Origin of the sequence: Cryobacterium roopkundense, assembly GCF_014200405.1 — a bacterium.
Classification (GTDB): domain Bacteria; phylum Actinomycetota; class Actinomycetes; order Actinomycetales; family Microbacteriaceae; genus Cryobacterium; species Cryobacterium roopkundense.
In genome coordinates, this window is the sequence record NZ_JACHBQ010000001.1 from 1 (window position 1) to 18,752 (window position 18,752).

An 18,752-nucleotide genomic window follows, 5' to 3' on the forward strand; every position below is an offset into this window, starting at 1 on the left:
CAGCGCCGCATCCGCGCCGTGCTGGCCGGGGGACTCGTACTGGGAGTTGGCGCCGCCGTCACTCTCGCAGCCTGGAACGACTCGGAATTTGCGCAGGGCAGCTTTGCCGCCGGTGCCTTCAACCTGGTCGGCAGCACCAACGGCACCACCTTCACCGACAATCCCAACGTGGACGCCCCCGCATCGCTCGGCTTCACGGTTGATTCGTCCAACCTCACTCCGACAGACGTCGTGTACGCGCCCTTCGCCGTGCAGCTCGATGCCACGACCACGACCGACGCCCAGATCACGCTCACTCAGGCCGCAACCGGCGGCACAGTGGCGAACCTCAGCTACTCCGTGATCCAGTCGACGGCCTTCGGCTGCGACGCGACCACCACCGGAACCGAACTCGTTCCTGCGGCAACCCCACTCGGCTCCGACCCGGCCACCGTGCCCACCTTCAGCCTCAGCGCCGGAGCGGATGCCGCGGCCGGCGCCCCCGCCTACCTGTGCTTCGCGGTGACCGCCGGCGCAGACCTGGCACAGTTGCAGGCCGGCACCGCCACCTGGCAACTCACCGCCGCCTCGCTGTAACAATGGCGGGATCCGGGACGGGGGTGCGCGGGCGACATGCGCGCGCGCGCGCCCGGCGTGCTCGTTCGGGCCGGCGCCGCGGCACACGCCTGCGGGCGCTGCTGGCCGGCGGGCTCGTTCTCGGGATCGGCGCCACCGTGACGGTGGCCAGCTGGAACGACTCCGAGTACGCCTCAGCCACGTTCACGAGTTCGGTTTTCGACACGGAGTCCAGCGTGCAGGGTGCCGCCTACGCGGACAACGTCTCCGCACCAGGGCCCGTGGTCACCTTCAGCGGCGCGGGGCTCTCCCCCGGGGTGTCGCGGTACCTGTCGGTGAACATCCGCTCGAAAACAAACTCCGTCGCCGGAGCGGCTGTGCTTTCCGGTGCCGTCGTGACAGGAACGGATGCGGCGACGCTCGGTTCCGCCCTGCGCTATCGCGTGGTGCGTGGCGATACCGCCTGCACGGCGGCCGCCTTCACGGCGGCCGCGACCTACGTGGTGGGCACCCCGACGGTCAGTCGGGTTCTCACGGGCGCCCAGGAGCCGGGTGTGTCGAATCTTCTCGCCGCCGCGCCGAGCACGGGACCGGGAGCGGCCACCGGGTTCTGCTTCGAGGTGACCCTGCCCGCTGGGGCGGACAACGCACTCCAAGGCAAGGCCGCGGGCGCAACGTGGTTGTTCACCGCGACCTCGGAGTGAACGACAGCATGAGCGGGTCGAAGAAGTCCCTTGCGTCGTTCCTGTCGTCGACCCTGCTCAACCTGGCGGCGATCGGCGGGGTGTTATGCATCATCGGTGTGCTGGCCGCCGTGTTTTTCAACGTCACCCTCATCATGTTCAAGACGGGCTCCATGAGTCCCGCGATCACGGCGGGGTCTGTCGCACTAGTGCGCGAGATCCCGGCGTCGGAGATCGCGGTCGGCGATGTGGTCACGGTGGACCGATCCGGCCAGCTCCCGATCACGCACCGCGTGACCTCGGTTTCGGCTGGCGCGACCGGCGAGTGGCGCAGCATCACCATGCAAGGAGACGCCAACCCCGTCGCCGACCCCCAGCCCTACGACGTGGCGCAGGTGAGATTGGTGGTCTTCTCTGTGCCGTACCTGGCCCAGTGGATCGTCAACGTGTCGAACCCCTTCGTGCTCGGCGGCATCACCGTGGCCGCCGCGGCCCTGGTGGCCTGGGCCTTCTGGCCGCGTGATGACGAGAACGATCCGGTGAACGGGCCGCACGAGCCCGGCGGCTCGCGGGAGCCCGTCGCGCCCCGCGCCGTCGGCGCGCATACGGCGGCTCTGTGGATTGTGCCGCTTGGCGTGGCGCTGTCGGTGCTGGGAGCGCCGGTCCCGGCATCCGCCGCCACCCCCACACCTGTGCCGGTCGATACCCCGCCCGTGCAGGAAACCGTCGTCACCGGCGATGTCCTGAGCCTCACGTCGATTGGACGCCCCGCCGAGATGGGCAGCCTCACTCCCGGGCGGGTCGTGGAATGGCAGGTGGGGATTCAGCCGATGCGGGAAGTGACGGGTACGGTGCGGGTCGGCATCTCGGCAGAGGGCAACCTCGCCATGCCGGGCAAGCTGCAGCTGAGCGTTCTGTCCTGTCGCGTGCAGTGGGTCGACGGTGCCTGCGCGCGCGGGGAGAGCCTCTGGCTTCCCACGCAGGACCTCGCCGCGGCCGTCACGGCTGACGGCGCAGGCACCATACGCCCGCTGCAGACCATCCCGGCCGAAGCTGCCCGCTGGCTCCTCCTTCAGGTGACGATGCCCGCCGAATCGGGGGCCACCGGAACCGCAGAGGTGCGCATCCACGCCGAAGGCCAGGGTGAGGAGGGCCAGGACGACGAAGGCCTGGTCAGCGACGCTGGGGCCGGCACGCTTGCCCGCACAGGTTTTGCGCTCGCGCACACCCTGGTCCTTGCGCTCGCCGCAGTGGGTTCAGGGCTCGCCGCGGCCGGCCTCGCGCGGCTCGGGCGGCGGAAGGCCCGCACATGAGCGTGCGACGCGGTATCGCGGCTGGCGCGCTCGCCCTCCTGATGCTCGGCGTGGTGGGACAGACGGCGGCGTCGACGACGGCCGCGTGGAGTGACCCGTCCTATCACCAGGCGCAGTTCACAACCCTCGTGGTGTCTCCGCCCGCGATCTCAACGTGCGTGTTGACGCCGGGGCTGCTCGGCACGAGCCCGACGATCACACTCACCTGGCGACTGCCGGCCGGCACGAGCTACACGACGGCGAACGTGCGGTACTACGTGGCGCAGGGCGGTCTGCTGGGCAACCTCACCACCGTGGTCCTGGGAGCCAATCTCTCCACGACTGAGGTGAGTGCTGGTGTCTATCAGACCCAGTTCAGGTCGGGCCTGTTGGGCGGGCTTCTTGGGGGATCGTATGGCGTGTATCTGCAGACCGTCGACGGATCGGGATGGACCTCCACCCTCGCATCCGCTACCGCGTCGATGGGCCTCGCCGGGGCAAGCCCCCGCTGCGTGGTGGCGGCGGCGTAAGGGTAGTCTGAATGCGTGACACGGGGTGCCGATGCAGAAGGCCGGCTGAGAACAGACCCGTTGAACCTGATCTAGTCAGTACTAGCGAAGGGATGTCCGAGTGAATTCTCGCCTGCTGAACAACCGTGCCCACACCGTTGCCGAGCACCTCGTGGAACTGCGTCGAGCGGCCCCGCTCGTGCAGTGCATCACCAACTCGGTGGTGACAAATGTCACCGCAAACGTGCTCCTGGCCCTGGGGGCCTCTGCCGCGATGGCCGATGTTCCCGGCGAAGCGGGGGTGTTCGCCCCGATCGCCTCCGGGCTGCTCGTGAACCTCGGCACTCCCCACGCCGAGCAGCGGGTGGCCATGCTCGAGGCCGCGTGTGCGGCTACGGCGGCGGGTACGCCCTGGGTGCTGGACCCGGTGGCCATCGGACTGCTGCCGGTGCGCACCGCGCTCGCCGAAGAGCTGCTGTGGCTGCGACCCACCGTCATTCGGGGCAACCCCTCCGAGATCCTCGCGCTCGCCGGTGCGGGCGCGGGGGGCCGGGGCGTCGATTCAACCGACTCCGCCGAGGCGGCGCTGCCCGCCGCGCGCGGTCTGGCGCGCGATTTCGGCTCGATCGTGGCCGTATCGGGGCCGGTGGATGTGGTAACGGATGGCGCAACGGACATTCGGGTCAGCAACGGCACCGAGCTGCTCACGCGCGTGACCGGAGGAGGATGCGCCCTCGGCGCCGTGATCGCAGCCTTCGCCTCGCTCGGCGACGATAGGCTCGCCACGACCGTGGCGGCGTGTGCCGTGTACACGATCGCGGCCGAGCAGGCGGCTGCGGTGTCGCGTGGCCCCGGCAGTTTCTCGGTGGCGTTCCTCGACGCCCTCGCCACCGTTGGCGCCGACGATGTGCGCACCCTGGCGGCCATCGCATGACCCGGCCGTCGTCATCCGTCGATCTCTCGACCTATCTCGTGACCGACCCCGGCCTGAGCGGCGCGCGTGGCGTTCTCGGCGTGATCGAAGCCGCCGTGGCCGGGGGAGTGTCGATCGTGCAGATTCGCGACAAGACCGCGCCGACGCGTGAGCTGTACGAACTGCTACTCGCCGCCGCGCTGCTGACCGCGGGCCAGTGCGCGCTCGTGATCGACGACAGGGTCGACGTCTTTCTTGCCGCGCGAGCCGCCGGCGCCGTCGTGGACGGCGTGCACGTGGGCCAGTCCGATCTGCCGGCGACGGCCGTGCGTGCGCTGATCGGACCGGGCGCGGTGCTCGGTCTCACCGCCAACCAGCCCGCGCACATCGTGGCCGTGAGTGCCCTCCCGCCCGGAACTGTCGACTACCTCGGCATGGGAGTGATCCGCCCGACGCTCACCAAGAAGGACCATCCGCAGCCGCTCGGCGTCGACGGCTTTGCGCGGCTGGCCGCGACAACGTCGTTGCCCTGCGTGGCGATCGGCGGCGTCGCACTGGCCGACAGCGCCGCCCTCCGCGACGCGGGAGCGGCCGGGCTTGCGGTGGTGTCCGCCATCTGTGCAGCACCCGACCCCGAACGGGCGACCCGAGCATTCGTCGCGGCGTGGGCGCGAGCATGACCCGCATCCCGCGGGTCTTGAGCATTGCCGGCACCGATCCCACCGGGGGTGCCGGCATTCAGGCCGACCTCAAGAGCGTGTCGGCCAACGGCGGCTATGGCATGGCCGTGGTGACAGCCCTCGTGGCGCAGAACACCCGGGGGGTGCGATCGGTGCACCTGCCCCCGGTGTCGTTCCTCCGGGAACAGCTCGACGCCGTGAGCGACGACGTTGTCATCGACGCTGTCAAGATCGGCATGCTCTCGAACCAGGCCGTGATCGACGAGGTGAGCGGGTGGCTGCGGCGGGTGAGGCCGCCCATCGTGGTGCTGGATCCGGTGATGGTAGCCACGAGCGGCGACCGTCTTCTCGACGAACCTGCAGAGGCCGCGCTGCGAGGCCTGCTCTCGCTTGCCCACCTTGTCACGCCGAACCTGCCCGAACTCGCCGTGCTGGCCGAGCGGCCGGAGGCACCCACGTGGCCGGAGGCCCTCGCCCAGGCGCTCACCGTGTCCGCCGCCCATTCGGTGATCGTGCTGGTGAAGGGAGGCCACCTCGCCGGCGACGCGTCGCCCGACGCGCTCGTCGACGCGTCGGGTTCGCTCTCCGGCGGCCGCACTGTGATCGAGATGTCGGTCGACCGAGTGCCGACGCGGAACACACACGGCACGGGCTGCTCGCTCTCGAGCGCCATCGCCACCCAACAGGTTCTGCTCGGCGACTGGGAACAAGCGCTGACCGTGTGCAAAGCCTGGCTGACCGCGAGTCTGCGCCACGCCGACGAGCTCGAGGTGGGGCGGGGGAACGGCCCCATCAACCATTTCGCCACGCTGTGGGCGGCCGCCCGCCCGTCAGGCAGCTGAGACCAGTCGCCCACTCCGGCTAACGATGGCGGCGAGGGCCTGCCAGACGACGAAACCTTCCACCAGGATCGACAAAAGCCCGAGCGGTTCGAGCCAGTTTCCGATATCGTCCATGGCGCCCGGCATGCCGACGGTGCGGTTGATGACGAAGCCCACGATCACGGCTCCGGAGAGGGCAGCGGCAGCAATGAAATCCCGTCGGGAACCCACTACGAAGAGCCGCTCCATGAGCACGAGCGACGCGATGATGATCATGATGTACCCGACGCCCAGGTAGGGCGTCTCCGCAAGCTTGCCGGGCAGATCGAGTACATGGATGGCGGCGATCGACGCGAGTGAGATGCCCACGGCCATGCGTCGGTGGTTCAGGGTGCGGTCCGCATTCTGACTGCGGGATGACTCTGCGGTGGTGCGTTCCACGTTCGTGGTCATGATTGCCTCTCCTCGGGGAAAATCCCCAGCGAAACCATGACACGGCTCGTGCCTCCGAAACAGAGAGATGTCCCCGAACGCGCGGTCTCTTGGCAAGTTCCCAGACCACGTGCAGCTTCGTGACGGTTGTCAACGGATTCCCTCATGGTTAACCTTGGAATGTCCGTGAAAGATCGAAGCGAGGACCATCCGAGTGATCATCGAAGCGACCGGCCTGACCAAGACCTATAAATCCAAGAGCGGCCCCGTTCACGCGCTCGCCGGGCTCGACCTGTCGGTGCCCCGCGGATCGGTGAAGGCTCTGCTCGGCCCGAACGGCGCGGGCAAAACCACTGTCGTGAAGATGCTGACGACCCTGATCAGACCGGATGCTGGCACCGCCTTTCTTGACGGAATCGACGTTGCCAGGAATCCCAAGGCCGTGCGCCGCATCATCGGGGTATCCGGCCAGTATGCCGCGGTTGATGAGAACCTCACCGGCTTTGAGAACCTCGAAATGGTGGGTCGGCTGTATCACCTGGGTGGCGTCGCGGCCCGGCGTCGCGCGCACGAACTGATCGACCTCTTCGAGCTCACGGCGGCGGGGGACCGGCCGGTGAAAGGGTTTTCGGGGGGTATGCGACGGCGCATCGACCTCGCCGGAGCGCTCGTGATCAACCCCAAGGTGCTTTTTCTCGACGAGCCCACCACTGGCCTCGACCCGCGCAGCCGGATCGCCCTCTGGGACGTGATCAAAAAGCTCGTCTCCGACGGCACGACGGTGCTGCTCACCACCCAATACCTCGAGGAGGCGGACCAGCTGGCCGACGACATCGTGGTGATCGACGACGGACGAGTGATCGCGGAAGGCACCTCGGATCAGCTCAAGGCTCAGATCGGGGGACACCGACTCGTGGTGGCGCTCGTGAATGCCGGCGACGGTAACGCGGCCCGCGGCATCCTCTCTCGTCATGGCGCCGGGGAAGCGCTGGTGTCGAGCGACGGGCGCGGCATTGAGGTGGCTGTGAACGACGGGCCCGCTGCGTTACAGCACGTCTTGCGGGACCTCGGGGCGGCCGGCATCGAGCTGCACGACGCGGGCATGCGGCGTCCGACGCTCGACGACGTGTTCCTGAAGCTCACCGGGCACAAGGCCGACCTGGCGGCGGACGCCGAGCCCGATGAGCAACGGCCGGCGAAACAAAAAAAGGAGAAGGTGTCATGAGCACCCTGACACGCACCAGCCCGCAGGTGGCCAACCCAGTCACGATGAATCCGCTGTCGGAGTGGTACTCGGACGGCTGGACGGTCACCAAGCGCAACCTCGTGAAGATCAAGCGCTCGCCGGACATGCTCGTCTTCGCGGTGATCCAACCGATTATGTTCGTGCTGCTGTTCAGCCAAGTCTATGCAGGAGCCATTTCGGTGCAGGGCACCGACTACGTGCAGTTCCTGATGGCCGGCATCTTCGCGCAGACCGTGGTGTTTGGCGCCACCTTCTCCGGCGCGGCGATGGCCCTCGACCTCAAGGAGGGCATCGTCGATCGCTTTCGCAGCCTGCCGATGAGTTCCTCCGCCGTGCTGATCGGTCGCACGAACGGCGACCTCGCGCTCAACACGATCTCGATGGTCATCATGATGGCCACCGGTCTCGCCGTGGGCTGGCGGGTGAACTCCTCGCCGGCCGAATTCCTCGCTGGCGTCGGCTTGCTGCTGTTGTTCGGCTACGCGTTCAGCTGGGTGATGGCCTTGCTCGGCATGGCCGTGCGCACCCCGGAGGTCATCAACAATGCCTCGTTCCTCATCCTGTTCCCGCTGACTTTCATCTCCAATGCCTTTGTACCGAGCGAGACCCTGCCAACGCCCCTGCGCGTCTTTGCCGAGTGGAACCCCGTGTCAGCTCTGGTGCAGGCCGTGCGGCAGCTGTTCGGCAACCTGGGCACAGCTCCGGTGCCCGATATCTGGCCGATGCAAAACCCAATCCTGACGTCAGTGATCGGAATTGCCCTCATGCTCGTCATATTCGTGCCACTCTGCATTCGCAAGTTTGCTTCGATCAGTTCCCGCTAACGAAGACCAGGAGCCCGCCATGACTACGTCCCTCGGAATTGAACACGCCTTCAGTGGTTTTGCCGTGCCTGACATCGATGCCGCCCTCGAGTTCTATGGCGATATCCTCGGCCTCGATATTCGCCCGGGCGGGATGGGGCTCCTGCGGCTGCACCTTCCCGGCGGCGCCGAAATCATCATCTACCCGAAGCCCGACCATGTGCCCGCGACGTACACGATTCTGAATCTCGATGTGGCAGACATTGACGTTGCCGTCGACGAACTCATCGCCCGGGGCGTGGAGTTTCTGCGCTACGACGGTTTTCCCCAGGACGAGAAGGGCGTTTCACGCGGGGGAGACCCGCAGATCGCTTGGTTCACCGACCCGGGCGGCAACATCCTCTCGGTGCTACACAGCGCGTAGGGCAGGCGGGCGGGCGGCCGGTGAGGGCCGTCAGTTGCGGCGTTTGCCGCCCTTGGCCCGCGTCGGGCGGGTGCGACCGGGGGCGGCCTCCTGCCGTTTGCGCACGGCGGGCTTGGCCTGCGCGGCGGCGACCCGAATGGCCTTCGCGGCCGCCTTGGCCTTGTCGGTCTTCTTCGGTTTGCGGGGCGGCTTGGCTCCCGGCGCGCGTTCTTCCTCGGGCGGCGCTGCCGCTCTCGAACTTGCGCTTGAGCGGCCGCGCACGATGCCGATGAACTCTTCCACGTCGTCGGTGGTCTCCGCGGTGATCCAGGCGAGGGCGATCTGGGTCTCGGGCACGCCGTCGACCGGGCGGGAGATCACGTCTTTGCGGCCGTACAGGCGGGCGATCGAATGCGGCACGATGATGATGCCCACGCCGGCCGCGACCTGCTCCATCACGTCGTCCAGGTCGCGCATGGCGGGAAGCGGCCGGCGGGTTTCGTCGCGCACCTCGACGGCTATGTCACGCCACGCGGGCACCTCGTCCGGATGCTGGAGCAGGTGTTCGTCTGCGAGGTCTTCGAGCGCGACGGTGTCGGCATCCGCTATGGCGTGGCCCTTGGCTGCCACCACGACGGGCACCTCGCTGTAGAGTCCGATTACGCTCAGCTGTGCCTCGTCGATGGGCAGCCGCACGAGGCTGACCTCGGCGCGACCGTCGAGAAGGACGGAGACCTGCTCGCTCGTTTCGGTGCGAAATACGTTGAGGGGAACGTCTGGGCGTCGTTCGGCCCAGATGCGAGTCCACTTGGTGGGAGTCACACCGGCGACGAAGGCAATGGAAAAGCTCACCGGCATCCTTTCATGCAGCGTCGAAAGCCCCAACAGGGGTGCTCTCAGGCTATATCCTTAGACAATGAGTGCCGAAAAGAAAACCCAGACCATGAAGCCTGCCACGGCGGCCCAGAAACTCGGGATTCTGCTCGACGCGGCACCCGAAGACTTCCAGACCGCCCTGGTGACGCGCACGCAGCTGGCTGCTCTGATGGAGACGCCGCCGGAGTGGCTCGTTGAGCTGCGCGCCAACGGACCGCACCCCAAGCAGGTCGTCGCCGCCAAGCTCGGCGTGTCGATCTCCGGGCTCGCGCGCAGCGGCGCCACAGAGCCGCTCACGACGGCCGAGATCAGCGCCCTGCTGCAGCAGCCGCCGGCGTGGCTCGTGCTCGAGCGTTCCACCCAGGCCGGCGTTCGCGCCGACCAGATCGTGGTGAAGGAACGCGACGCCCAGCGCGCCGCGAAGAAGGCGCATATCGAGCGTCAGGCCGCGCAGGAGCTCGCCAAGGAAAACCGCAAGAACTAGCGTCGCCGCGTCGCCGCGTCGCCGAGGTCATGCGCCCGAAAGCTGCAGCTGCGGCTGTAATTTCAGGGGCACGAGCAGGGTTCGGGCGCACGTTCGGCCGCGCCGCAGGTCTGCCCTCGCGGTAGATCCGGCGCGACGGGCGGCATCCGCTCGCGAGACCGCCTAGTTGTACTGGGCGCGCAGGAACGCGACCACGTCGGCGAGCTCGGTCTGTGAGACGGAGTGGGCCATTCCCTCGTAGATGCGCTCTGTGAGGGTCGAATGCCCCGGAAGCCAGGCCTGTGTGCGGTCGATGGCACTTGCGACGATGATTGGATCGGCGGTTCCGCGTCCCCAGAACACCGGCAGGCGGCTCTCGGCCAGGGCGGCATCGCCGGCATTCGGCGCGCTCGGCACGAATCCCGAGAGCTGAACGGCGAACGAGAACCGATCGGGCGCCTGTCGCAGCAACTGCAGGGCCATCGCGCCACCCTGCGAGAATCCCAGCAGGCCAACGGATGTCGGCTGTTCCTCGAGTCCGTCGAGCCACTCGAGCACGGCGGCGGTGGCAGCCTCAACCGAAGCGTCATCCGGATTGCCAGGATCACTGATCGGGAACCACGCCCAGCCGCCCCCGGCCGGAAGCGGCGCGCGCAGCGCCGCGATCACGGGTTCGAGTGGCAGGTGCGGTGTGAGCGAGAACAGATCGCCCTCGTGCGAGCCGTAGCCGTGCAGGATGAGCAGCAGCGGGCGACCCACCCGGTCGGCGGCGGAGGCCGACCAGAGCACGGCAGCCGTGTCGATCGGCACGATGTTGTTGCTGTTGTCCATTGGTGCCCTTCACTTCGCGAATAGGTCAATCCTTTCATTGCATGGCAATCTTTGCGCCTGCGTGTCCCCGCGTATCCCCGCCTGCCGCCGCCCGTTTTCAGTCCGCGTGGCCAATTCGGGCTATTCGCCCGCGGATGCGGCGGTCGTCCCGAAATTCCGAGGTCGGCATCCGCTCGCCCCCTGAACTTCCTGAACGCGCCTCGCCAGAGGATCGCAAAGTGTGCTGGCCGCGCGCATCTGCGTCCGCGGTGCGCAAGAATGAACCCATGAGCGTGCGCACACCTGACCCCGATCCGGACTGGCTGCCGAAAGGCGATACCGGCGTACCGAACAGCAATCCGGCCTGGCTGAAAGACGTCGAGCTCGCGGAGATCCGCCGGCGGCTGCCCATCCTCTACATCGAAGCCGTCCCCGTGCGCGTTGACGGCCTCGGCCAGGTGGTGGAGGTCGGTGTGCTGCTGCGCGCCCGGCCCACCGGAGAAATGACGCGCACCCTCGTCTCCGGACGTGTCATGTACGGCGAGACGCTGCGCGACGCGCTGTTCCGTCATCTCGAGAAAGACCTCGGCCCGATGGCTTTCCCGCAGATGCCGGTGAGCCCGATTCCGTTCACGGTCGCGGAATATTTCCCGCTGCCCGGCATCACTGCCTTCACGGACGACCGCCAGCACGCCGTCTCGCTGGCCTACGTCGTACCCGTCACGGGAACGTGCGATCCACGTCAGGATGCGCTCGAGATCACCTGGATGACACCCGAGGAAGCAGTGTCGCCCGGAGTATCCGCCGAGATGGAAGGCGGCCGCGGGGCGCTGCTGCGCGCCGCGATGGCCTCCGTCGGGCTGCTGCGCTGACGTTCTGAAGCGGATGCGGCTCGCCAGAGGCGAGTGTCTTAGCCTGAATCCACCGATCGGGATCGAGATCTGACGGCGCGTTAAACCGAGAATGCCCATCTGATCAGGTAAATTAGGACTTGTCAAGAGTTCAGATTTACCAACCAGAGGAGCATCTCGTAGATGCAAGTTTCCCACACCAACCGCGCCGTTTCTGCATCATTCACCGACCCGAATCTCGTGTCGTCGGCGGGCTTGGTCCCGATCATGAAATTAGCCGCCCGTGCGGGGTTGGCGACCTTGGCCGATCAGTGGCTGAGCGTCCCCACCGACAAGGGCGCCAACGCCGGTCTGAAAGTCACGTCTCTGGTCGGCGGCATGGTCGCCGGCGCGGACTCCATCGACGACCTCGCCATTCTTCGTCACGGCGGCATGCGGAAAATCTTCAGCAACTGCTACGCGCCGTCAACGTTGGGGTCGTTTCTGCGCGCGTTCACGTTCGGTCACGTCCGGCAGCTCGACGCCGTCGCTTCCCGCTTCGTGCGGGGCCTGGCCGCGGAAACTCCGTTGCTCGTGCACGACACCGACGGCTACATGTTCCTCGACGTCGACGACACCATCATCGAAGTTCACGGCCACCAGAAGGAAGGCTCCGGCTACGGGTACTCCGGGGTGCGCGGCCTCAACGCGATCCTCGCGACAGTCAAGACGGACGTATCGGCGCCGATCATCATCGGCCAGCGACTCCGGCGCGGTGCCTGCGGATCACCGCGCGGCGCGGCCCGTCTGATCCGTGACGCCCTCGCCACGATCAAACGGCTCCGCGGAGCGGGAAAAGCACGCGTGCTCTTTCGTGCCGACTCAGCGTTCTACGGGCACGCCTCCATCAGCGCAGCCCTCAAAGCCGGCGCCGACGTTTCGGTCACTGCCCGGATGGACCCCGCCATCAAACGAGCGATCGGAACGATCCCCGGCGCTGCCTGGACCGCAATTGAATACACCAACGCCATCTATGACGAAGGCAGCAAAACATGGATCAGTAACGCCGAAGTCGCCGAGGTCCCGTTCACCGCGTTCACCTCGCGCAAGAAGAGCGAGCACATCACCGGGCGCTTGGCCGTGCGGCGGATCCCGGAACTGAACAAGAAAAACCTCGACCAGCCAACCCTGTTCGACACCCACCGATTCCACGCCTTTTTCACCACCAGCACCCTCGACACCGTCACCGCCGACAAAACCCACCGCGCCCACGCGGCGATCGAGCTCGTGAATTCCGACCTCAAAAGCAGCGCCCTGGCGCACCTACCCTCCGGTGTATTCACCGCCAACGCCGCCTGGCTGGTCATGGCCGTCATGGCGTTTAACCTCACCCGCGCCGCCGCGACGATCGCGGGAAACGGTCTCAGCCGATCGACCACCGCAACGATCCGCCGGAAACTTGTCAGCGTCCCCGCACGAATCTCAACCTCGGCGCGGCGCGTGACATTGCACCTGCCCGAACACTGGCCTTGGGAGAAACCCTGGACGGCCCTGTTCACAAAGAACTTCCGGCCCCAACAACCCGCCCCCACCTGACCAACCAGCCGACACCGACATCAACAGGAGCACCAGTGGAACACCCGGGCCGCGAGACCCGGACCACAACCACGCCCGAAACTCCGAAAGCTCGCCGAAACAAAATCAGGATCCGATCAGAGGTCGACCGGTGGATTCAGGCTTAGCCCAGACCGAGGGTGGCGAGGAAGAGCCGCGCGTAGCGGGGCGCGTCCACGTCGAGGGCTACCTCCACCGTCTCCCACTCTTCAGCGAGGCCGTGCACGATGTCTTCGCCCGGATGCCGGCGCAGGTCCACGAGGGTCTGGCCGCGCCCATAGCCGGAGAGCTGGATGCGCACCGGCCGCATTTCCGTGCGGAGCGCCCCGGGGTCGACGAGCGCGCACACCGCACCGGCGTCGCCGATGAGCCCCGAGTATTCGCTCGTACGGTCGGCACCGAGCACGATGCGGTTGGTCAGCAGCGAACCGACCACCCTGCCGAGTTCCGAGGAGCCCGTTGCCAGAGCGGATGCCGCGGGCTCGGCGATTCCGACCTGGTTGAACACGTCGAGGCCGTACATGAAAGTGGGAATTCCGGAGTCGAGAACGATCGCAGCGGCCTCGGGGTCGTGCCACACGTTGAATTCGGCCACGGCGGTGGCGTTGCCCACGCTCGCGGACCCGCCCATGAACACGATGCGCTCGATGTTCGAGGTGAGATCCGGGTACTGACGCAGGAGCAAAGCAAGGTTGGTCTGCGGGGCGAGCGCCACGAGCGTGACCGGGTGGGGACTGGCCTCGATGAGCGTGCGCATGAGTTCGATCGAGCTCACGTCGCGGGCGCGCCGATCGCTCGGCGGCAGGCGCAGGGTGCCGAGACCGCCCTCGCCGTGCACGTGCGAGGCCGAACGGGCGGGTTCAAGCAACGGGCGGCGTGCTCCTGCGGCCACCGGAATATCAGGGGCGCCGGCCACATCGAGGATGCGCAGCGTGTTCTCCACGACCCGCTCGAGGGAGGCGTTGCCGGCCACGCAGCTGATGCCGAGAACGTCGAGCCCTGGGTGGGCGACGGCGAACAGGATTGCGAGGGCGTCGTCGACACCCGTATCGACGTCGAGGATGACAGGGATGGCTGGCGAGGTAGGCATCCGTTCAGCCTAGTTCGCCGGCCGGGGTCGCGGCGCGCTGCTGTGGCCGCACGCCGCCGCTGTAGCGGTAGCGTGCCGCGGTTCAGGCGCTACCCGCGGCGCACAGCGCTGCTGTGGCGGCGCGCGACCGCTACGGCGGTGGCGTGCCGCGACAACGGCGCGGCACCGTGGCTGGTGGCTGGTGGCTCGCCGCGGGCCAGCGGTCGCCCTAGCGAACCAGGCGAACCTCGTGCAGCTGCTCCCCGAGCACCTCTTCAACCTTCTCGTGGCCGTCGGGTGCGTACCCGTTGCGGGCATAGAACGCGTGGGCGCGGGGGTTGTCCGCAGCCACCCACAGAATTGAGGGGCCGGGATCGACAACGGCGTCGAACATCCGCTGGCCGGCTCCGGTGCCCTGATACGCCTTCAGAAGGTACATCACGGTGAGCTCGCGGGTGCCGGCCGGCTGGTCCTCGTCGTGGGTGGGTGCGCTGCCCGCGAAGCCGATGATTTCGCCCTCGACGAGGGCGACGACCTGGCGATACTGCGCGCCCCTGGTCGTGATGCCGTGCCACATGGCGGCGAGGCGTTCGGGCCGCAGCTTCGACAGAGCCGCGGCGGTGAGCAGGTGATCGTAGGTTTCGTGCCAGCAGGCCGCGTGCACGCGACCGAGGCTGTCGGCATCCGCTTCTTCGACGGGCCGAACGACAACAGTGGTGTTCATGTAGCGACTGTACCTGCGTTTCGCACCGGCTTTCGCCGCAAGGCAGCCGCATGGCCGAGCGGCGCCGGTGGCCAATTCAGGAAAGGCCCCGGCCGGAGGCGAGACCGGGGCTTGGTTGCGCGCCCGGTGCCGGTGTCTGGCGAGACCCTCCTGAATTCGCCACGGAGGGTGGGTGAGCTCACACGCAAAACGGGCCGGCCTCGTGAGAGACCGGCCCGTCAGGCGTGATTCAAGCGGATGCCGCGGGGCTTAGCCCTGCGAGCGGCGCGGTGCGCCGCGGCCTGCTCCACCGGATGCGGCGCCGCGAACGAGGCCGCCCACCTGGAGGCTGCCGACGCGGGGTCCGCCGGAGCGACCCGCTGCCGAGCCCGAGCTGGTCGTGCGCCCGCCGGCCGCGGGACGGCTGGTGCGACGAGCGCCGCCGGCGGAGGCCGCGTCGCTGCTGTTCGAGCGTCCGCCACGAACCTCGCGGCTGCCGCTGTCGCGTGCGCCACCATCGCGTGCGCCGGAGTCGCGTCCGCCACGGCTGCCGCCGTCGCGATCGCTGCGCTGGCCGTTGCCGCCCTGTGAGCGACCGCCCTGTGAACGTCCGCCCTGTGAGCGACCGCCCTGTGACTGGCGCTGCTGCTGCGGCTGCTCGACGCGGGGGAGCGGCTTCACGTAGGCGGCCACGTCGCCGACGAGAGCGTCGACGGCCGGGGAGGCGGAGTCAACGCGCTGCGGGGTTACCTTGATTGCGGCCTTGCGCAGCAGTGCGTCGGTGTCGCGCTTCTGCTCGGGGAGCACGACGGTGACGACGTCACCGGCGCTGCCGGCGCGGGCGGTGCGGCCCGAGCGGTGCAGGTACGCCTTGTGCTCTGCGGGCGGGTCAACGTGGATGACGAGCTCGATGTCGTCTACGTGAACGCCGCGAGCCGCGACATCCGTTGCCACGAGCACCTTGACGGTGCCGGCGCTGAAGGCCGCGAGGTTGCGGTCACGGGCGACCTGCGAGAGGTTTCCGTGCAGGTCGACGGCGGGGATTCCGGAGTCGGTGAGGCTCTTGGCGAGCTTCTTGGCCTGGTGCTTGGTGCGCATGAAGAGGATGCGACGTCCGCTGCCCGAGGCCAGCTTCTGTACGAGGTCCTTCTTGGAGTCGACGCCGGAGACCTCGAACACGTGGTGGGTCATGGCGGAGACGTGGCTGTTTGCCTCGTCGACCGAGTGCATCACCGGGTCGTGCAGGAAGCGGCGGACGATCTTGTCCACGCCGTTGTCGAGCGTGGCGGAGAAGAGCATGCGCTGTCCGTTGGATGGCGTCTTGTCGAGGATGCGCGTGACGACGGGCAGGAAGCCCAGGTCGGCCATGTGGTCGGCCTCGTCGAGCACCGTGATCTCGACGGAATCGAGGTTCACGAAGCCCTGCTTCATGAGGTCTTCGAGGCGGCCGGGGCACGCTACGACGATGTCGACGCCGGATTTGAGGGCGGACACCTGACGGTTCTGCGAGACGCCACCGAAGATGGTCGTTGTGTTGAGGCCGTAGGCCTCGGCAAGGGGGGTGATCGCGTTGGTGATCTGCGTGGCGAGCTCGCGAGTCGGCGCGAGGATCAGGCCGAGCGGGCGACCCGGGCGGCGCTTGCCACCGGCAAGGGTGCCGCCGAGGCGGGACACCATGGGGATGGAAAACGCGAGGGTCTTGCCCGAGCCGGTCTTTCCGCGTCCGAGAACGTCGCGGCCCTTCAGGGTGTCGGGCAGAGTGTCAACCTGGATAGGGAATGCGCTGTCGATTCCCTGTGCGGAGAGCACGTTGACGAGGGGGGTGGGCACGCCGAGCGTGCTAAATCTAACTTCAGTCAAGAGTGGTGCCTTTCGGGCATCAGACTCCTCGCCGAACCGAGGCCGCGCATGCGGCTGCCGGAACCAGGAGGATTCACATGGCGAAGGTGCCGAAGGGCACATCCGTTCGCCGTAAGAATGTTTCATTCCGAAATCGGGCCGGCCCTGGGGCTGCCGCGATAAGAAGAGGGCGTTCTACGACGCAGCAAGCGCAACTACGCACTCGCAAGTACCTGAACCTTACCACGCCGCCGGAGTGGCGCGCGCGCCCTGTTCGGTATTGCCCCTATTCGGTACAGCTCCTATTCGGTATAGCTCCTATTCGGTATAGAGTCCGCCGTTGTAGTGCTCGCCGCTGCTGAGCTCCGCGTTGTGCAGCTCCGCGGTACGCATCTCCGCGGTGTGCACGTCGGAGTTGTAGAGCTCGCCAACGGGCACCTCCACGCCGATGGTGTTGCCCGGCTGCGCGAGCGGGCAAGCCCACATGGGGTCGTAGGCGCACGACGGGTTGTACGCAAAGTTGAAGTCGAGAATCAGCGTGTCGTCGTTCACGCCGGGGCCGAGATCGGCGCCCTTCACGGTGTCGAGCAGGTAGCGGCCACCCCCGTAGGTGCCGCCCATCCGACCCGCCAGCGCGTCTTTGACGGGGAGAAACAGCCCCCCGCCGTAGTTGCCGAGGTGCCAGACATCGAGGGAACCCAAGTAGGGCAGCCGCACCGTGCCCACGAGGTCGAAGGGCACCGTGCCATCCGTTCCGGTGTCGACGGTGATGCGCAGCGGATGCTCTGCGCGGTGCACCTCAACCTCGAAACGCCAGTCGGGGTCGTAAGCGGCGATGGGCAGTCCGGTGAAGGCGGCCCGATCGTCGGGCAGAAGCGGTGAGGACGGATGCCCCGCAAACAGTTCGTCGCGCCCGGACCGCCACAGCTCGTGGCCGGACTCCGGGCTCTGCACGCTCAGCTGGCGTACGCCCGCATACAGTCCAAAAACGCGCCGGCGCCAGTCGGCGATCTGCAATGCACCCAGGGATGAACTCATGACAGCAGGCTACCGCCGCCCGCCGACAATGGGGCGCGTCCCGCGAATTCGACGGACATTTCGGGCGAGCAGATGCCGCGGGCCGCGCAATACCGGGGGTCGCGCCACCTGCGGGTCGCTAATCTCCGTCGATTTCGCCACCTGCGGGGGCGGACGGTGCGGCGTCGGGTGCACCGGGCGCGGCCACCATGTCCACGCCGAGGTCGTAGCGCCAGGTGGGGGCCAGCTGCTCGAGTCGCAGCATCCGCAGTTGCCAGAACGCCCAGAAGCTCGGCCACAGCGCGAGCGTGCCGAGGCCGGCCTTGAAGATCAGCTGGTCGCGGTACAGGGTCTTTCCGGTGCCTGCCTGGTCTGGGGCGATCGCCATGCGGTGGTCCCACAGGGTGACGGCGGAGAGCGCGCCCGACACCCCTCGGCCGGTGTCGCGCAGAATCCGCACCCCGTCGGGTCGCTCGGTGATCTCGTTCAGGCGAATGATCTGGGTGCCCATCGGCACGAGACCGAGCGCCCGGAACGTGGCCGGGTGGTCGCCTGGTTCCCACATCGTGGGAAACCCGTGGGGCTCGAGCGACTCCACAGCGAGCAGGGGCGAGCTGACTTGCCGAAAAACCGCGGGGCTGCGGATGGCGCGCCAGGCAGCATCCGGGTCGCAGTCAAGTATTTTCTTCAGTAATACGCGCATCACCCCAGTCTGGAGTCTCGGCGCAATGCAGTACAACTGATATGTGGCAATTCGTTTCTGGCTGGGGGTTGCCCAGCGCGAGCAGGTGCTGCGCGGAGTTCACATGGGCATGGCCCAGGTGAGCGTGGCCGCGCGGGACACCCTGGCCGGCATGGGCGAGGCCGACGGCATCGTGTACTATTCCCCGAAGACGGCGTTCGAGGGCGAATCACTGCGAGAATTCACCGCGATCGGGCGCATAGCGGATGCCGCGGTGTGGCCCCCTGGCGACCCGGGCAACGAATTCCGGCCGTGGCGCCGCCGCACCGACTACGATTCCGACGCCGTCGCGACCTCGATTCGGCCGCTGCTGTCGGTGCTCGAGCTCACCCGCGGCGACCCGAACTGGGGTTACCAGCTGCGGCGCGGCCTGCTCGAAATTTCTCGCCACGACTTCGACATGATTCGACAGCAGATGCGCCGCCCCAGCGCCGACGACCTCTGACGCCGGG

General features: G+C 67.5%; 22 protein-coding genes and 1 riboswitch. Of the genes, 14 read left to right on the forward strand and 8 right to left on the reverse strand.

All coding sequences use genetic code 11. The annotated features are described in order from the left end of the window. The 7 genes from BJ997_RS00005 to thiD all read left to right on the forward strand — a co-directional run. Positions 1-576 (forward strand): SipW-dependent-type signal peptide-containing protein (locus tag BJ997_RS00005; protein ID WP_183323201.1); only part of this gene is annotated, 576 nt, incomplete at its 5' end. Between the two features lie 2 nt (positions 577-578). Beyond that, complete coding sequence (locus tag BJ997_RS00010; RefSeq protein ID WP_052542358.1) at positions 579-1,259, forward strand: SipW-dependent-type signal peptide-containing protein; 681 nt, start codon at positions 579-581, stop codon at positions 1,257-1,259. Then, positions 1,232-2,551 (forward strand): signal peptidase I, encoded by a 1,320-nt coding sequence (locus tag BJ997_RS21115; RefSeq protein WP_236629023.1) that lies wholly within the window; start codon positions 1,232-1,234, stop codon positions 2,549-2,551. The genes BJ997_RS00010 and BJ997_RS21115 overlap by 28 nt, the downstream gene beginning before the upstream one ends. Next, positions 2,548-3,060: a hypothetical protein gene (locus tag BJ997_RS00020; protein ID WP_035837184.1), complete on the forward strand. Its 513-nt coding sequence runs from the start codon at positions 2,548-2,550 to the stop codon at positions 3,058-3,060. The genes BJ997_RS21115 and BJ997_RS00020 overlap by 4 nt, the downstream gene beginning before the upstream one ends. 11 nt (positions 3,061-3,071) lie before the next feature. Beyond that, a riboswitch (TPP riboswitch) is annotated at positions 3,072-3,170 on the forward strand. Beyond that, a complete protein-coding gene (gene thiM, locus BJ997_RS00025; protein WP_201771722.1) occupies positions 3,161-3,973 on the forward strand; it encodes a hydroxyethylthiazole kinase in 813 nt (270 codons plus the stop codon). (Overlaps the previous riboswitch by 10 nt.) Next, a complete protein-coding gene (gene thiE, locus BJ997_RS21850; protein WP_035837185.1) occupies positions 3,970-4,632 on the forward strand; it encodes a thiamine phosphate synthase in 663 nt (220 codons plus the stop codon). Before thiM ends, thiE begins: the two co-directional genes overlap by 4 nt. After that, on the forward strand, positions 4,629-5,474 hold the full coding sequence (thiD, locus tag BJ997_RS21855; RefSeq protein WP_035837199.1) for a bifunctional hydroxymethylpyrimidine kinase/phosphomethylpyrimidine kinase: 846 nt from the start codon (positions 4,629-4,631) through the stop codon (positions 5,472-5,474). Before thiE ends, thiD begins: the two co-directional genes overlap by 4 nt. On the opposite strand, the gene BJ997_RS00040 is transcribed toward thiD, so the two are convergent. Beyond that, on the reverse strand, positions 5,463-5,906 hold the full coding sequence (locus BJ997_RS00040) for a twin-arginine translocation signal domain-containing protein (protein ID WP_035837186.1): 444 nt from the start codon (positions 5,904-5,906) through the stop codon (positions 5,463-5,465). The genes thiD and BJ997_RS00040 overlap by 12 nt on opposite strands. A gap of 187 nt (positions 5,907-6,093) precedes the next feature. On the opposite strand from BJ997_RS00040, the gene BJ997_RS00045 reads away from it, so the two are divergent. Genes BJ997_RS00045 through BJ997_RS00055 form a run of 3 tightly spaced genes read left to right on the forward strand, consistent with a single transcriptional unit; the run spans position 6,094 to position 8,358 of the window. Then, on the forward strand, positions 6,094-7,110 hold the full coding sequence (locus BJ997_RS00045) for a daunorubicin resistance protein DrrA family ABC transporter ATP-binding protein (RefSeq protein WP_035837187.1): 1,017 nt from the start codon (positions 6,094-6,096) through the stop codon (positions 7,108-7,110). Next, the gene (locus BJ997_RS00050) at positions 7,107-7,955 is read left to right on the forward strand and encodes an ABC transporter permease (RefSeq protein ID WP_035837188.1); all 849 of its coding nucleotides are present in this window, start codon (positions 7,107-7,109) and stop codon (positions 7,953-7,955) included. Before BJ997_RS00045 ends, BJ997_RS00050 begins: the two co-directional genes overlap by 4 nt. A gap of 19 nt (positions 7,956-7,974) precedes the next feature. Then, entirely contained in the window at positions 7,975-8,358 is a 384-nt protein-coding gene (locus BJ997_RS00055; RefSeq protein ID WP_035837189.1) for a VOC family protein, read from the forward strand. A 30-nt stretch (positions 8,359-8,388) separates the two neighbouring features. Here BJ997_RS00055 and BJ997_RS00060 read toward each other — a convergent pair whose 3' ends face one another. Beyond that, on the reverse strand, positions 8,389-9,189 hold the full coding sequence (locus BJ997_RS00060) for a LysR family substrate-binding domain-containing protein (RefSeq protein WP_201771723.1): 801 nt from the start codon (positions 9,187-9,189) through the stop codon (positions 8,389-8,391). 64 nt (positions 9,190-9,253) lie between these two features. Between BJ997_RS00060 and BJ997_RS00065 the strand changes: the two genes are divergently transcribed. Beyond that, complete coding sequence (locus BJ997_RS00065; protein ID WP_052542360.1) at positions 9,254-9,697, forward strand: DUF5997 family protein; 444 nt, start codon at positions 9,254-9,256, stop codon at positions 9,695-9,697. A 162-nt stretch (positions 9,698-9,859) separates the two neighbouring features. Here the strand turns inward: BJ997_RS00065 and BJ997_RS00070 are convergent, their stop codons facing one another. Continuing rightward, positions 9,860-10,507, reverse strand: a complete 648-nt coding sequence (locus tag BJ997_RS00070) for an alpha/beta hydrolase (RefSeq protein ID WP_035837190.1) — start codon at positions 10,505-10,507, stop codon at positions 9,860-9,862. A 266-nt stretch (positions 10,508-10,773) separates the two neighbouring features. Between BJ997_RS00070 and BJ997_RS00075 the strand changes: the two genes are divergently transcribed. Both BJ997_RS00075 and BJ997_RS00080 read left to right on the forward strand, forming a co-directional pair. Beyond that, positions 10,774-11,358, forward strand: coding sequence for an NUDIX hydrolase family protein (locus BJ997_RS00075; protein ID WP_035837191.1), 585 nt, complete (start codon positions 10,774-10,776; stop codon positions 11,356-11,358). A 162-nt stretch (positions 11,359-11,520) separates the two neighbouring features. Beyond that, a complete protein-coding gene (locus BJ997_RS00080) occupies positions 11,521-12,912 on the forward strand; it encodes an IS1380 family transposase (protein ID WP_035841060.1) in 1,392 nt (463 codons plus the stop codon). A gap of 142 nt (positions 12,913-13,054) precedes the next feature. Here BJ997_RS00080 and BJ997_RS00085 read toward each other — a convergent pair whose 3' ends face one another. The 5 genes from BJ997_RS00085 to BJ997_RS00105 all read right to left on the reverse strand — a co-directional run bounded on the left by BJ997_RS00085 (position 13,055) and on the right by BJ997_RS00105 (position 18,261). Next, on the reverse strand, positions 13,055-14,020 hold the full coding sequence (locus BJ997_RS00085) for a nucleoside hydrolase (RefSeq protein WP_035834554.1): 966 nt from the start codon (positions 14,018-14,020) through the stop codon (positions 13,055-13,057). Between the two features lie 208 nt (positions 14,021-14,228). Beyond that, positions 14,229-14,723: a GNAT family N-acetyltransferase gene (locus BJ997_RS00090; protein ID WP_035834556.1), complete on the reverse strand. Its 495-nt coding sequence runs from the start codon at positions 14,721-14,723 to the stop codon at positions 14,229-14,231. Between the two features lie 249 nt (positions 14,724-14,972). Further along, positions 14,973-16,562 (reverse strand): DEAD/DEAH box helicase, encoded by a 1,590-nt coding sequence (locus tag BJ997_RS00095; protein WP_035834557.1) that lies wholly within the window; start codon positions 16,560-16,562, stop codon positions 14,973-14,975. Positions 16,563-16,859: 297 nt separating this feature from the next. Further along, the gene (locus BJ997_RS00100) at positions 16,860-17,579 is read right to left on the reverse strand and encodes a DUF1684 domain-containing protein (RefSeq protein WP_084140964.1); all 720 of its coding nucleotides are present in this window, start codon (positions 17,577-17,579) and stop codon (positions 16,860-16,862) included. A gap of 118 nt (positions 17,580-17,697) precedes the next feature. After that, entirely contained in the window at positions 17,698-18,261 is a 564-nt protein-coding gene (locus BJ997_RS00105; RefSeq protein WP_035834558.1) for a hypothetical protein, read from the reverse strand. Between the two features lie 43 nt (positions 18,262-18,304). Here BJ997_RS00105 and BJ997_RS00110 point away from each other — a divergent pair, with 43 nt between their 5' ends. Further along, positions 18,305-18,745, forward strand: coding sequence for an EVE domain-containing protein (locus tag BJ997_RS00110; protein WP_236628694.1), 441 nt, complete (start codon positions 18,305-18,307; stop codon positions 18,743-18,745). Positions 18,746-18,752: the final 7 nt, after the last annotated feature.

Coding starts and splice junctions, on each gene's coding strand:
- BJ997_RS00010 (WP_052542358.1), top strand. CDS start 579: ATGGCGGGATCCGGGACGGGGGTGCGCGGGCGACATGCGCGCGCGCGC.
- BJ997_RS00020 (WP_035837184.1), top strand. CDS start 2,548: ATGAGCGTGCGACGCGGTATCGCGGCTGGCGCGCTCGCCCTCCTGATG.
- thiE (WP_035837185.1), top strand. CDS start 3,970: ATGACCCGGCCGTCGTCATCCGTCGATCTCTCGACCTATCTCGTGACC.
- thiD (WP_035837199.1), top strand. CDS start 4,629: ATGACCCGCATCCCGCGGGTCTTGAGCATTGCCGGCACCGATCCCACC.
- BJ997_RS00040 (WP_035837186.1), bottom strand. CDS start 5,906: ATGACCACGAACGTGGAACGCACCACCGCAGAGTCATCCCGCAGTCAG.
- BJ997_RS00050 (WP_035837188.1), top strand. CDS start 7,107: ATGAGCACCCTGACACGCACCAGCCCGCAGGTGGCCAACCCAGTCACG.
- BJ997_RS00055 (WP_035837189.1), top strand. CDS start 7,975: ATGACTACGTCCCTCGGAATTGAACACGCCTTCAGTGGTTTTGCCGTG.
- BJ997_RS00065 (WP_052542360.1), top strand. CDS start 9,254: ATGAGTGCCGAAAAGAAAACCCAGACCATGAAGCCTGCCACGGCGGCC.
- BJ997_RS00070 (WP_035837190.1), bottom strand. CDS start 10,507: ATGGACAACAGCAACAACATCGTGCCGATCGACACGGCTGCCGTGCTC.
- BJ997_RS00075 (WP_035837191.1), top strand. CDS start 10,774: ATGAGCGTGCGCACACCTGACCCCGATCCGGACTGGCTGCCGAAAGGC.
- BJ997_RS00080 (WP_035841060.1), top strand. CDS start 11,521: ATGCAAGTTTCCCACACCAACCGCGCCGTTTCTGCATCATTCACCGAC.
- BJ997_RS00085 (WP_035834554.1), bottom strand. CDS start 14,020: ATGCCTACCTCGCCAGCCATCCCTGTCATCCTCGACGTCGATACGGGT.
- BJ997_RS00090 (WP_035834556.1), bottom strand. CDS start 14,723: ATGAACACCACTGTTGTCGTTCGGCCCGTCGAAGAAGCGGATGCCGAC.
- BJ997_RS00100 (WP_084140964.1), bottom strand. CDS start 17,579: ATGAGTTCATCCCTGGGTGCATTGCAGATCGCCGACTGGCGCCGGCGC.
- BJ997_RS00105 (WP_035834558.1), bottom strand. CDS start 18,261: ATGCGCGTATTACTGAAGAAAATACTTGACTGCGACCCGGATGCTGCC.